This window comes from Roseibium aggregatum IAM 12614, from assembly GCF_000168975.1.
Taxonomy (GTDB): domain Bacteria; phylum Pseudomonadota; class Alphaproteobacteria; order Rhizobiales; family Stappiaceae; genus Roseibium; species Roseibium aggregatum.
In genome coordinates this window covers 43,761-56,574 of sequence record NZ_AAUW01000014.1, presented here as the reverse complement: position 1 = coordinate 56,574, position 12,814 = coordinate 43,761, and the positions used below count along the sequence as shown (strand labels likewise).

Below are 12,814 nucleotides of genomic sequence, written 5' to 3'. Positions count from 1 at the left end.
TGCGGTGCGAGGTCGGCTTTGTCCAGAGGGGGAGGGCAGAAGGGCCCGAGTTCGTTTCACCTTCATTCCGTGGACCGAGAAAAATGGTGAAGTCTCTCACCCATATTCGGCGTCACCTCGGGCGAGCGAAGGGAGACCCGGGGCCGTCTCGTTTCCTGTGTGCTCGCAGGGCGCAGCAAATATCCGGGACAAAGACAACTTCGTGCGCAAGCGGGGCTGCGAGTGGGCCCCGGATCTGCGCTGCGCTCGTCCGGGGGTGACGCCGATGCTAAATTTTCTCGTATGCGATAGCCCTGCCACCTTTCAGACGCAGCCGAAAAACTGGCGCTCCAAACTATTCCCAGGCGTGAAACGCGTTTACGATGCGCTCCGGCAAGGCGCGGGGCCGGACGACGATGATATCGAAGCGCAGGGTGTAAAAGCCAGCCTTGGGGTGTTCCGCAACGAAGATCTTCGCGGCGCGTGTAATGCGTTTCTGGCTGGCGGGCGTTACGGCTTCCAGCGCGGCCTGCCGCGACTTGCGGGCCTTCACCTCGATGAAGGCAACCGTCTTGCGGCGTTTGGCGATGAGGTCGATTTCGCCGGCCTTTGTCTTGTAGCGGCGCTTGAGGATGCGCCAGCCCGTGAGGCGCAGGTACCAGGCGGCCAGGGTTTCGGCGGAAAGACCCAGCGCGTGCGCCCGGCGGCGCCGGTCCGTTTCTGCAGGCAGCTTTCCGGAACCGCCCGGGGCGCGTGCCATCAGGCTTCTTCCGCTTTCAGTTCGAGCGCGCGCTTGTAAACCTCGTTGCGGTCAAGCCCCGTGGCCTTGGACACTTTTTTCGCGGCGGCACTGACCGGCATCTCGGTGAGGGCCTCGCTCAACAAGGCATCGAGATCGTCCGCTTCGGCTTCGGGCTTGTCTTCCGGCGGGCCGACCAGAATGACGATCTCGCCCTTGATCTGCTGGCCGTCAAAGCGTGCGCTCAGCTCTTCCAGGGTGCCGCGCTCGAAGGTCTCAAAACGCTTGGTCAGCTCTCGCGCGACGACGGCTTCCCGGCTGGCTCCGAGCAGCTCGGCCATCAGCGCCAAGGTGGCGGCGGTGCGGTGGGGAGATTCAAAGAAAACCAGTGTTGCCGGCACCTTTGCCAGGTCTTGCAGCCGCCGGGACTTCGGCCCGCCCTTTTGCGGCAGAAAGCCCGCAAAGAGCACCGTGTCGCTCGGCAGACCTGCCGCGACGAGTCCGGCCAGCGGTGCGGAAGCGCCGGGGATCGGGATGACTTTATGGCCTTCTGCGACCACATCACGCACCAGCCGGTAGCCCGGGTCGGAGACCAGCGGCGTTCCTGCATCGGATACCAGCGCCACGGCACGGCCATCGGCCAGGGCTTCCAGGATCTTCGGCCGCTGCTTGTCGGCATTGTGCTCGTGATAGGGAAGAAGCGGTGTTTTCAACGAGAACCGCTGAGTGAGCGTTGCCGTGACCCGTGTATCCTCGCAGGCGATCACGCTTGCCGCCGCTAGGGTTTCCAGCGCCCGGACAGTGATATCGCCGAGATTGCCGATCGGGGTGGAAACGATATAAAGCGCGGGTTCCAGATTGGGCGCGGTGAACACGTGTTCGGAGAGGCTGTAGCGGTTCCTGTCCGCAGCCGGCCCGGCTGTTTCCTTGACCATGTCGCCTTCCCTCTTGTCTGCCGCGAATTGCCGTTTCGGTCCCGTTTGCGCCCTTGCGCTAGCCTTTCAGTACAACCGATGCAAGGCAAATCCACCGTTGATCGGGCCGATATGCCATTGAAAGGCCACTAAATCTTTACAGGCATGCAGCGAATACGTAAGTCTTTCCCAAAGGGTGAACCAACAAATATGGCAAGTGCAAGACGGGGCGACATCGTGCAACAGCACAGACGTGTTTTCTTGAAAACGGCGCTGGCTGGAGCCAGCACGATGCTGCTGGGCGGCTGCATGGGGTCCACACTCGGTTCGCTGCCGGGTGACCAGATCCAGCCCACGCCCCAGCCGCAACCGACCGGCGAAATCATCGGCACGGGCGGGGTCCGCATCGGACTGCTGCTGCCGCTGGCAAGCTCCGGCGGCAATGCCTCTATCGGCACGGTTTTCAAGAATTCCGCCGCACTGGCCCTGCAGAACTTCCCGAGCGCGGATGTGCAGTTGCTGGTGAGGGATACCGGCGGCACGGCCGAAGGCGGTCGCGCGGCAGCGCAGGCCGCCATTTCGGAAGGCGCGGAACTGATCCTGGGTCCGGTGTTCTCCCCCGCAGTCTCCGGCGCGGCCCAGGCCGCGCGGGCCACCGGCGTTCCGGTCATCGCGTTTTCGACAGACACGTCCGTTGCGTCGCGGGGCGTTTACCTGCTCAGCTTCCTGCCGGAAAGCGACGTGAAACGGGTTGTCGGCTATGCCAACAGCCAGAAGAGACATTCCTACACCGCGCTGATCCCCGAAGGCTCCTACGGTGCCATCGTCGAGGCCGCGTTCCGCCAGGAAGTCGGCCGGGGCGGCGGCCGGATTGCGTCGATCCAGCGTTATTCCATGAACGGATCGGACACGTCCGATCTCGTCGCCAAGACAGCCGCACTCAAATCTGTGCTGAACAATGCCGACGCCCTGTTCGTACCGGCGGGCGGCGCCGTGCCTGCGGCGGTCGTGCAGACCCTGGTCAGTCAGGGCGCCAACATGGGCAATGTGAAACTGCTTGGCACCGGACAGTGGGACTCACCCCAGGTGAAGAACAACCCGGTGCTTGCCGGTGCCTGGTTTGCCGGGCCGGAAGACAAGGGCTTTCTGGCGTTCGCCCAGCGGTACCAGAGCACGTACGGCGCGGTGCCGCCGCGCAACGCCAGCCTGGTCTACGACGGTGTCACCCTGGCCGCCGGCCTGATCCGTTCCGCCGGGCAGCAGCGGTTCCAGCAGAGCATCATCACCAATCGTGACGGCTTCATCGGCATTGACGGATTGTTCCGCTTCCAATCCAATGGCCTCAACCAGCGGGGCCTTGCCGTCTATCAGATTACCGGGCAGGGCACACAGGTGATTTCTCCGGCGCCGCGGGATTTCCGCACCGGATTCTGATCTTTACCGCCGACATCGACAGACCTAGGGTGTGGCCCCATAAATGAAGACGAAATGGCATGAGAAATGGCGAAACTGCGTCAGGAAGTGTGCGCGTAGCGGGTTTTCTAGGTCGAGCACGCTGACGACACGCGTTGAAGCCATTTTCATGTCCTTCGGATTTGACCGGATTGGTCCTCCTCTGCGTTGCGAAAGCTTGAAAATGAGCCACATTTCCTGCGCTTCCGCGCCTTGACGATGACCAATCCGCCTCAAACCATTTCATCCTCATTTATGGGGCCACACCCTTGGGAGTGCTGAGTTAAGATGCTGAGCGGCAAACAGATCGTCCTGATCATCAGCGGCGGCATCGCCGCCTACAAGTCTCTTGACCTGATCCGGAGGCTGAAGGAACGCGGCGCAAGGGTGATCCCGGTGATGACCAAGGGCGCGCAGGAGTTCATCACGCCGCTGGCCGCGGGAGCCCTGGCGGCGGAAACCGTCTTCACCGACCTGTTCGACCGGCAGGCCGAACACGATGTCGGCCACATCCGCCTGGCCCGCGATCACGACCTGATCCTGATTGCCCCCGCCACCGCCGATCTGATGGCCAAGATGGCCCACGGCATTGCCGACGACCTGGCAACCGCCGTGCTTCTGGCAACCGACAAACCCGTGCTGATTGCCCCGGCCATGAACCCGAAGATGTGGCAGCACGAGGCCACGAAGCGCAACCGGACAATCCTCAAGGCGCGCGGCATTGCCTTTTGCGGCCCGGCCGCCGGCGAGATGGCGGAAAAGGGCGAAGCCGGTACCGGCCGGATGAGCGAACCGCTGGAGATCGTTGCCGCCGCCGCGGCGCTGCTGCGGGATGAGGCGATCAAGGCGGGCAGCCTGCCGCTTGCCGGAAAGCATGTTCTGATCACCTCCGGCCCGACCCATGAGCCGATTGACCCCGTCCGCTATATCGCCAACCGGTCTTCCGGCAAGCAGGGCCATGCGCTGGCACGGGCCGCCTATGAGGCCGGGGCGCGCGTGACGCTGGTGTCCGGCCCGGTGACCCTGCCGGACCCGGCCAATGTCACCGTCATCCACGTCGAGTCAGCGTCCGCGATGCTGAAGGCGGTGGAAAGCAACCTGCCGGCGGATATCGCCATCATGGCGGCGGCTGTCGCCGACTGGCGCGTTGCCAGCGAAGGCGCCCAGAAGATCAAGAAAGACGGCAGCGGCAAGCCGCCCGCCCTGGAGCTGACGGAAAACCCGGACATTCTGTCAACCGTCGGCCATCACGCAGAGCTGAGACCGACGTTGCTGATCGGCTTTGCCGCCGAAACGCAGAACCTGATCGACAATGCCCGTGGCAAGCTGGAACGCAAGAAGGCGGACTGGATCATCGCGAACGACGTCAGTCCGCAGACCGGGATCATGGGCGGCGATGCCAACACCATCCGCGTCGTCAGCCGCGATGGCGTCGAGGACTGGCCGGAAATGGACAAGGGCGAGGTTGCCCGCCGGATCATTGCCCGCGCGGCCGAGGCGCTCGGTTCGGACTGATCCAACCCAACCAGTTCTCCGAAAGAGCCAGGGTGAAAGACCGGTGCTTATGCCCGGCAAACATTCTGCCCTGTTTCACCGAAACGGGCCGGAAAGCCTTGGCCCCTGCCAGAGCAGGGGCAGTCGGTGAGGTTGTCAGGCCGCGAAGCGGAAGTAGCTCATGCTGAGGGAGCCATACTCGTAGCTTCGATGGAGAAGCTGGGCTTTTGCGTCCATTCCACCGGCTCCAAAGGCAAAGAACAGCGGCAGAAGGTGCTCGTCCGTCGGGTGGTTGCGGCGGAAATTGGGAGCGCTCCTGATATCGTTGAAATAACCGATCGACCCGGCCTCCAGTCCGGTGTCCAGCCAGCGGTCGAAATCCACGGCCCAATCCGGCGTTCCCGAGCCCTGCGGTCCGATTTCACGCAGGTTATGCGTGGTGCTGCCGGAGCCTGCCAGCAACACGCCCTTGTCCTTGAGCGGCGCAAGCGCCTGACCGAGGGCATAAACGGATGCAGGTGTGCTGCCATCGGGAAGCGACAAGGCGACCACCGGAATGTCGGCATCCGGATAGGCGAGCGATAGTGGTACCCAGGCACCATGATCGAGCCCCCAGTGGCTGTCGAGTTCCACATCGTATCCGGCCGCTTCCAGAAGGCGTGCGGCTTCGTCGACATGGTCCACATTGGCCTTCGCGGGGTAGGAGATCTCGTAGAGCGGACGCGGGAAGCCGCGGAAGTCATGATAGGTCCGCAGCGGTCCGGGCGCCGAGAGTTTCAGACCGTCGGTTTCCCAATGCGCGGAGAGGATCAGGATTGCCTTCGGGCGCGGCTGGCTGGCGGCAAAACTTTTCAAAAACCGGCTGGCAGCCGTGTCTTCCAGTGCCAGGGTCGGCGCACCATGGGCGAAGAAGACAGGCGAGATGCTGCGTGGCGTAGCCGTCATGGGAGCACTCCTCGGTAGGATTGGTTGTACCTCAGAGGATAAGCCATTCGGCCAGAAGGATTAGACCAGAAACAAAAGAAGGCTCGTTCAACTCAGGTAAACAATCCGCCGTTCCGGCTCTCACTGTTCAGACATGCCGCTTCCGAAAAAGGAAGCGGCATGTCTTTTGCCGGATCGGTTTTCAGGCAGGTTTCAAGCACGCTTTGTGGACATTGCCGAACCCGCCCGAGGGGCCGGTTATCTGTAACCCAGGTTGATGAGCTGGACGCGGCGGTTGACGGCAGCATCCGGATTGGCCGGGTCACGCAGTTGCTCTTCCCCCAGACCGACAGCGAAAAGATATTCACCCGGAACGCGGAAGGTGGTCACCAGCGCCTCACGCACGGCCTGTGCCCGCTTCAGCGAGAGTTCCAGATTGTATTCGCGCGCGCCCTTGGCATCCGTATGACCGACGATGAAGAAGGTCTGGCCCTGCAGATAAGGGGTGTGCAGGGCGTCCGCGATCAGGCCGACGGTCTCAAAGGATTCCGGACGAATGCGGGCGCTGTCGAAATCGAAGGTGATTTCGACGTTGAACTGGCGCAGGGAGGCCAGCTTGTCGGCAAGCGGCAGCGTGTTGGGTGCATTTGCACCCGGATATTTCTGGATGTTTTCCAGGGCGGCCTGCTGCAGTTCATCGGCCGTCAGGTCAACCTTCTGCTGCGCCCCTTGCAGGGAGTTGATGATTTCATTGCGGCTCAGCTTGGTCTGGGCGGTAAGGCCTGACGCGGACACGGCAAGAAAAGCGGCCGATAAACCGGCCAGAAGCAACTTGTTCATGAAAATATCTCCCGGTGCCGAGTTAGCGGTATCCGGCCAGGTCAATGGCCGTGTTGCATTTTTCGCTGACGGACGGTTGGGCCTTGAGCAGGCAGCGCAGCACGTGACCGGCCCCGGCCTTGACGCCCTTGCAATATTGCGCAGCGTCCCGCTGGCACAGTTTGGGGGCTTCCGCCTGGGCCGCCAGCCGTGCCTGGATCAGCGAAATCACGACCAGACGGTCCGCGTTGCATTTTGCCGAGAGCTTGGACTGGTTCTTTTCAAGACACTGGGTGATGCCGTTGTTCGCGAGTGTCGCGGACTTGCAATAGGATTCGATGTCCTTGCCGCAGCTTGCAGCCAGGATCTTGATGGCGTCGGCATAGCCGACCGTCTGTGCGAAGGTTGCCGGTGCCGTAATCAGCATCAGCCCGGTGGTAAATGCAAAAATCAATCGTCTCATGTTGCCAATCTCCCAATCGCTGGCAAGTTACGATGCGTTAGAGTGTTTCAGGTGCCGATTGTGACTGCAAGTAGATATCTGATTTTTATGCGAAGTTTCGCGTCCGCCCGCCAGCCTTGACAGGGACCGGCGAATATCGTCACTCGCCAGCAACACTCACTGCCGGACATTTTCGATGCCTGTTACCCTGGAACTGAAGCGACTGGAGCATGGTCGCGATCTGCCACTGCCCGCCTATCAGTCGGTCCTGGCCGCCGGACTTGATCTTCTGGCTGCCGTCGACGGCACGATAACCCTCGCACCCGGTGCACGCGCCCTGGTGCCGACAGGGCTCGCCATGGCCCTGCCCGCTGGCTATGAAGCCCAGGTTCGCCCCCGGTCTGGCCTTGCCGCCAAACACGGTGTCACCGTTCTGAACACGCCCGGCACAATCGATGCGGACTACCGGGGTGAGGTGAAGGTGATCCTGATCAACCTCGGCGAGGTCCCTTTCGAGATTTCACGCGGAGACCGTATTGCCCAGATGGTGATCGCGCCCGTGCTGCAGGCGGACATCGTTGAAGTTGAGGTTCTCTCGGAAACCGAACGCGGCGCCGGTGGCTTCGGTTCGACGGGCCGCTCATGATGACGAGCCTCGTCATATTCGATTGCGACGGCGTGCTTGTCGACACCGAACGCATGGCCAATGCCAACATGGCTGCCATCATCACCGAGCTTGGCGTTCCGATGACCGGGCCGGACTGCCAGCGCCGGTTCATGGGCCGGACACTGGAAGATGTCCAGTCCATGATCGAGGACCTGACCGGCAAGGTGCTGCCCGCCGACTGGCCGGACCAGGTGCGGCTGCGCGACCTGGAGAGCTTCAAGGCCGGTGTTCCGGCGATCGAAGGCGTTGCCGGTGTGCTGGATGACCTCGACCGGCGCGGCGTTGCCTATTGCGTCGGCTCTTCCGGCAAATACGAAAAGATGCGCACGACACTGGGCAGCTCCGGTCTGCTGCCCCGGCTGGAAGGACGCCTCTTTTCCGCGCAGGACTGCGAACGTGGCAAACCTGCGCCGGACGTGTTTCTGCTGGCGGCGCGCACCATGGGCCACGCACCGGAAACCTGTACGGTGATCGAAGACAGCCTGCCCGGCGTTCTGGCGGCCCGGGCGGCCGGCATGCGCGTTTATGCCTTTGTCGAAGATCCGGCCTGCGACCGCAAGGCGATGCAGGACGCGGGGGCTATCCTGTTCGAGGCAATGGCGGATCTGCCGGACATGCTCTTTTCCAAGAGCTGAAGCTTTTCTGGAAAAAGGTTTTACCGGCAGGTTCGGAAAGGCGTGTTCGGCCCCTTATAACTTGCCGGAACCCGTACTATCTTATCGCTCCGATAGTCGAACGATGCCGGCGGAAGAAGATCCGGCCAACCTGGGAGACCTGCCATGACGATCAAGACCAGTGGTCGCGGAAAAATCTATTCCTCCATCACCGAGACCATCGGCGATACACCGATCGTCCGGCTGGACCGGCTGGCGAAGGCGCACGGGGTCAAGGGCAATCTCCTGGCGAAGCTTGAATTCTTCAACCCGATTTCCAGCGTCAAGGACCGGATCGGCGTTGCCATGATCGAGGCGATGGAGCAGGCCGGGCAGATCGTGCCGGGCAAGACCACGCTTGTTGAGCCGACCTCCGGCAACACCGGCATTGCGCTGGCGTTCGTCGCCGCCGCCAAGGGCTACCGGCTTATTCTGGTGATGCCGGAAACCATGTCCGTGGAGCGCCGCAAGATGTTCAAGATCCTGGGTGCGGAACTGGAACTGACCGAAGGGCCGAAGGGCATGAAGGGCGCCATCGCCCGTGCCGAGGAACTGATCGGCGAAATCGACGGTGCGGTGATGCCGCAGCAGTTCGAAAACGCCGCCAACCCGGAAATCCACCGCAACACCACCGCGGAAGAAATCTGGAACGACACCGATGGCGGCGTGGACGTGTTCGTCTCCGGCATCGGCACCGGCGGCACCATCACCGGTGTTTCCCAGGTGCTGAAAGAGCGCAAGCCGGGCCTTCATGTGGTTGCCGTGGAACCGGCCGACAGCCCGATCCTGTCTGGCGGAGAGCCTGGCCCGCACAAGATCCAGGGCATTGGCGCGGGTTTCGTGCCGGGCGTGCTCGACACCTCCGTCTACGATGAAGTCCAGACGGTCGCCAATGAAGACGCCTTCGCCATGGCGCGCGAAGTGGCCAAGACGGAAGGCGTGCCGGTGGGCATTTCCTCCGGTGCCGCGCTGACGGCCGCCATCCGCGTCGGTCAGCGCGAAGGTATGGAAGGCAAGAACATCGTGGTGATCATCCCGTCCTTTGCTGAACGCTACCTCTCCACGGCGCTGTTCGAAGGCCTCTGAGACCCCGGTCCCGCATTTTCACCCCGCCGGCCGGAGCAACCCCGCCGGCGGGGTTTTTCATGTCTTGCGGTGATGCAGAACCCTGCCGATGGTGTTCATCAGGACCTGAGCGGCGAGGATGCTCGTCGAGCCCGTCGGATCGTAGTCCGGTGCAACCTCCACCAGATCGATGCCGACGATGTCCCCCTGTTTTGCCAGGCCGTCGAGCAACTCCAGCACCTCGTAATAGAGAAATCCGCCGTGACTGGGCGTGCCCGTGCCAGGTGCGATGGACGGGTCGAAAGCGTCGATATCAAGTGTCAGGTAGTAGCGCTTGCCGGCCGGTATCCGCGCCAGAAGCGCCTCGGTGCCAAGCTTGCGGGCGTGGCGCACAGAAAGAATGTCCGAGCCCATCCTGCGAGCGTCTTCATAGCCATCGCGCGAGGTTGAGGACACGTTGCGGATGCCGATCTGGGTCAGACCGGTGACATAAGGCTTTTCCGCCGCACGGCGCATCGGGTTGCCATGGCCGTAGCGAACGCCGTGACGTTCATCGACGAAATCCAGATGTGCATCGATCTGCACGACATGGATCGGGTCCTGGCCGTCAAAGGCGTTGATGCAGGGAATGTTGACCGAATGATCCCCGCCCAGCACCACGGGCAAGGCGCCAGCCGCCAGGATCTTGCGCACGCCGTATTCGATTCGCTTATGGCTTTCGATCGTATCCGTATGCACGATGTCGGCATCACCGAGGTCGACAATGCGGGTCGTTTCCGCCGGCAGGTAGGTGATGTCGTCCTCGAAATCATAGGCACCCGCATGACCGAAGGAAAACAGCGTCGAGGCCTCCCGGATCGCGCGCGGTCCCATGCGTGCACCCGACCGCCACTGGGTGCCGAAATCGAACGGAGCCCCCAGAACAGCGACATCCGCATCGATGGCATCCCAATCCGGCTGATAGGGAGACTTGCCGAACGTGCAGATACCGACAAAGGGCAGGTTCAACCGCCCGCTTTCATAACCGTGTGAGGACATTCAAAGGCTCCTGTTGAGGTCTGGTCGACTAGAGCATCAATGTGGGAGAGGGGAAAGAGCCCGGCGCCGTGTGGTGGGCAGACATCAGCCTCTTTTTGCAAGAAACCGGGCGGGCTTATCTCTGAGTCACCCCGGACAAGCAGAGCGCAGATCCGGGGCCTACTCGCAACACCACTTGCAGAAGAGGTGGAGTTTCCGGCAAGACGCCCACCTGAACATCAGCGTTCTGGAAGTGAGTGGGCTCCGGGTCTCACTGCGTCCGCCCGGGGCGACACCGTGCGGATCTGGCTCTGAACCTGGCTGAACTCCCTAAACCTGTTTCTCCATGCGTGTCGCGGAGGAAAAGCCGAACAGGAGTTCAAGAAACCCGGTCTTTTCCTCCCCGACGGCCTTGAACCCTGAACGCTCGTAAAGAGCCTTCGCCCTGGGGTTGGTATCTATCACGTCCAGTCGCACGCGGGAGAGCGACCGCCGGCGCGCTTCTTCGGCGATGGCGTTCAGCAAGGTGCCGCCGATGCCCCGGCCGCGGGCGCTTTCGGCAACAAAGATGCCGTCCATCAGCAGGCAGTCCGGCTCTATACTGCGTTCCAGAACCTCCAGAAAGACACCGCGCAGCAGACCGCCGAACTGGCCGTAGACCGCTGTCATGTCGTCGAGATTGCCGGCGGCAAACGAACCGTCGGCAGTCTTGTAGCCGGCAAGACCCAGCAGTTGGCCTTCCCGGTCGAGGGCGCTGATGGAAAAGGCCGGATTGAGGATACGCTCGATCAGCCGGAGCGCCTTTTCCTCCGGGGCCAGCACCTTGCCAAGCTTGCCGGAAAAGGCTTCCCAGAACAGGCTGGCAGCAGCCGGTCGCTGGTCTTCGGGGAACCCGGGAGAGATGAGAATGTCGGGCGACATGGCAGGATCAGCGGATGAAGACTGCGGTCCCGGTGGCGCTGACCATCAGCATGGAGCCGTTCTGACCGACGGTTTCGTAGTCGAGATCGACGCCGATCACCGCATTGGCGCCCATACCCTGAGCCTGTTGGCACATTTCATCGATGGCTATCTTGCGTGCCTTGCCAAGTTCCTCCTCGTAGGCGCCGGAACGGCCACCGACAATGTCGCGGATGCCGGCAAAGAAATCCTTGAAAATGTTCGCGCCGAGGATCGCCTCGCCCGTCACCAGACCCTTGTAGTCCAGATCCCTGCCCTGAATGGTGTTGGTGGTGGTGACCAGCATGCGGTGTCTCCCTTTTGAACCGATGTTCGAGACATGGGTTCGTCCTCGTGGATTTGCAAGAAAGAGCGGAATTGGCAGAGCTTAGCCGGCAACAAGCCTTGCCATTACCCTCAGCAACGCCTCGCCTTCTTCTTCCGTGCCGACGGAAATCCGCAGCCAGTTGTCGATGCGGTCCTTGTTGAAGTGGCGGACCAGAATGCCTTCGTCCCTGAGCCCGGTCAGAAGCTCCCGCGCGGCGCGAGGTTCGTGCGACACGAACAGGAAGTTGGCCGCCGATGGCAACACCTTGAAGCCGAGAGAACGCAGGCCCTCCGCCATCCGCTGCCGTTCCGCTATCACCAGGCGCCGCGTTTCCTCGAACCAGTCCGTGTCCTGCCAGGACGCTTCGGCACCGGCAAGCGCCAGACGGTCGAGCGGGTAGGAATTGAAGCTGTCCTTGATCCGCTGCAGGGCTTCGATCAGGTGCGGCTGACCAAGAGCGAACCCGACGCGCAGCCCTGCAAGGCCACGCGATTTGGAAAAGGTCTGCACCACCAGAAGATTGTCGAATTCGGGAACCAGACCAGCGGCACTCTCAGCGCCGAAATCGACATAGGCTTCGTCGACCAGCACGACCACATCCGGGTTTTGGTCTAGAACGCCCCGCACCGCCGCGAGATCGAGGGCAATGCCGGTCGGAGCGTTCGGATTGGCAATCACGATGCCCCCACAAGGGCCGACGAGGCTGGCCGGATCGATCCGGAAATCGCCGTCTAGCGGCACAGTCCGGTGAGAAATGCCGAAAAGCTCGCAGTAGGTCTTGTAGAAACTGTAGGTGATATCGGGAAACAGCAGCTCGTCCTTGCCGCTGAAAAAGCCGTGAAAGGCATGGGCCAGGATTTCGTCCGAGCCATTCCCGGCAAAGACATGATCCGCGCTCAGGCTGAAGCTGGAGGCGATTGTTGCCCGCAACGCAGCAGCGGTGGGATCTGGATAAAGCCTCAGGCTGTCTCCTGTCGCCGCACGGATGGCCCCGAGCGCAATCGGCGAGGGGCCGAAGGGGTGCTCGTTGGTGTTCAGCTTGATAAAGCTGCGGTCCTTCGGCTGCTCGCCCGGCGTATAGGGCACCAGTTTGCTGACGATGGGGCTCCAGAACCTGCTCATGAACCGTATCCTGGCGGAAATTGCTGCGATTTTTCGCACAATAGGCGCCAGTCCTCTACGGTCAAAGGGATTTTGACATTGTTCCTGTCCGGTGTTGCAGAAGCTCTGCTACGCGCAGAAACCGGTTCGTCTCGGGGCCGGAAAGGTTCACGCCTTCGGTGTGGCAGGGAGGCGCTGTTCCGGGGCTATCCGTGCAAAGGGAACGGTGGCCGCTTTCAAAGCAATTCTGTCACCATCCTCACCAACATCACCATCCTCAC

General features: G+C 62.0%; 14 protein-coding genes. 5 read left to right on the top strand and 9 right to left on the bottom strand.

The features are described 5' to 3' along the window. Positions 1 to 334 precede the first annotated feature (334 nt). Together SIAM614_RS18770 and rsmI are read right to left on the bottom strand one after the other, a co-directional pair. Positions 335 to 739 carry a YraN family protein gene (locus SIAM614_RS18770; protein ID WP_006936962.1) on the bottom strand — a complete coding sequence of 135 codons (405 nt, stop codon included), beginning with the start codon at positions 737 to 739 and terminating at the stop codon, positions 335 to 337. Next, complete coding sequence (gene rsmI / locus SIAM614_RS18765; RefSeq protein ID WP_006936960.1) at positions 739 to 1,653, bottom strand: 16S rRNA (cytidine(1402)-2'-O)-methyltransferase; 915 nt, start codon at positions 1,651 to 1,653, stop codon at positions 739 to 741. Before rsmI ends, SIAM614_RS18770 begins: the two co-directional genes overlap by 1 nt. A gap of 189 nt (positions 1,654 to 1,842) precedes the next feature. On the opposite strand from rsmI, the gene SIAM614_RS18760 reads away from it, so the two are divergent. Both SIAM614_RS18760 and coaBC read left to right on the top strand, forming a co-directional pair. Then, the gene (locus SIAM614_RS18760) at positions 1,843 to 3,066 is read left to right on the top strand and encodes a penicillin-binding protein activator (protein WP_006936958.1); all 1,224 of its coding nucleotides are present in this window, start codon (positions 1,843 to 1,845) and stop codon (positions 3,064 to 3,066) included. Positions 3,067 to 3,372: 306 nt separating this feature from the next. Beyond that, positions 3,373 to 4,599 carry a bifunctional phosphopantothenoylcysteine decarboxylase/phosphopantothenate--cysteine ligase CoaBC gene (coaBC, locus tag SIAM614_RS18755; RefSeq protein WP_006936957.1) on the top strand — a complete coding sequence of 409 codons (1,227 nt, stop codon included), beginning with the start codon at positions 3,373 to 3,375 and terminating at the stop codon, positions 4,597 to 4,599. A gap of 135 nt (positions 4,600 to 4,734) precedes the next feature. Here the strand turns inward: coaBC and SIAM614_RS18750 are convergent, their stop codons facing one another. The 3 genes from SIAM614_RS18750 to SIAM614_RS18740 all read right to left on the bottom strand — a co-directional run bounded on the left by SIAM614_RS18750 (position 4,735) and on the right by SIAM614_RS18740 (position 6,784). After that, entirely contained in the window at positions 4,735 to 5,523 is a 789-nt protein-coding gene (locus SIAM614_RS18750; RefSeq protein ID WP_006936956.1) for a DODA-type extradiol aromatic ring-opening family dioxygenase, read from the bottom strand. Positions 5,524 to 5,760: 237 nt separating this feature from the next. After that, on the bottom strand, positions 5,761 to 6,342 hold the full coding sequence (locus SIAM614_RS18745; RefSeq protein ID WP_006936955.1) for an OmpA family protein: 582 nt from the start codon (positions 6,340 to 6,342) through the stop codon (positions 5,761 to 5,763). Between the two features lie 22 nt (positions 6,343 to 6,364). After that, positions 6,365 to 6,784 carry a hypothetical protein gene (locus SIAM614_RS18740; RefSeq protein WP_208984037.1) on the bottom strand — a complete coding sequence of 140 codons (420 nt, stop codon included), beginning with the start codon at positions 6,782 to 6,784 and terminating at the stop codon, positions 6,365 to 6,367. Positions 6,785 to 6,959: 175 nt separating this feature from the next. Here SIAM614_RS18740 and dut point away from each other — a divergent pair, with 175 nt between their 5' ends. The 3 genes from dut to cysK all read left to right on the top strand — a co-directional run bounded on the left by dut (position 6,960) and on the right by cysK (position 9,169). Then, positions 6,960 to 7,409: a dUTP diphosphatase gene (gene dut / locus SIAM614_RS18735; RefSeq protein ID WP_006936953.1), complete on the top strand. Its 450-nt coding sequence runs from the start codon at positions 6,960 to 6,962 to the stop codon at positions 7,407 to 7,409. After that, positions 7,406 to 8,065 (top strand): HAD family hydrolase, encoded by a 660-nt coding sequence (locus tag SIAM614_RS18730; RefSeq protein ID WP_006936952.1) that lies wholly within the window; start codon positions 7,406 to 7,408, stop codon positions 8,063 to 8,065. The genes dut and SIAM614_RS18730 overlap by 4 nt, the downstream gene beginning before the upstream one ends. Positions 8,066 to 8,209: 144 nt before the next feature. Next, positions 8,210 to 9,169 carry a cysteine synthase A gene (gene cysK, locus SIAM614_RS18725; RefSeq protein WP_006936951.1) on the top strand — a complete coding sequence of 320 codons (960 nt, stop codon included), beginning with the start codon at positions 8,210 to 8,212 and terminating at the stop codon, positions 9,167 to 9,169. A gap of 57 nt (positions 9,170 to 9,226) precedes the next feature. Here cysK and speB read toward each other — a convergent pair whose 3' ends face one another. The 4 genes from speB to hisC form a co-directional block, all read right to left on the bottom strand. After that, a complete protein-coding gene (gene speB / locus SIAM614_RS18720; protein ID WP_040440593.1) occupies positions 9,227 to 10,186 on the bottom strand; it encodes an agmatinase in 960 nt (319 codons plus the stop codon). Between the two features lie 309 nt (positions 10,187 to 10,495). Beyond that, complete coding sequence (locus SIAM614_RS18715; RefSeq protein ID WP_006936949.1) at positions 10,496 to 11,086, bottom strand: GNAT family N-acetyltransferase; 591 nt, start codon at positions 11,084 to 11,086, stop codon at positions 10,496 to 10,498. A 7-nt stretch (positions 11,087 to 11,093) separates the two neighbouring features. Further along, a complete protein-coding gene (locus SIAM614_RS18710; RefSeq protein ID WP_006936948.1) occupies positions 11,094 to 11,411 on the bottom strand; it encodes a heavy metal-binding domain-containing protein in 318 nt (105 codons plus the stop codon). An 81-nt stretch (positions 11,412 to 11,492) separates the two neighbouring features. After that, positions 11,493 to 12,554, bottom strand: a complete 1,062-nt coding sequence (gene hisC / locus SIAM614_RS18705; RefSeq protein ID WP_006936947.1) for a histidinol-phosphate transaminase — start codon at positions 12,552 to 12,554, stop codon at positions 11,493 to 11,495. Between the last annotated feature and the right edge of the window lie 260 nt (positions 12,555 to 12,814).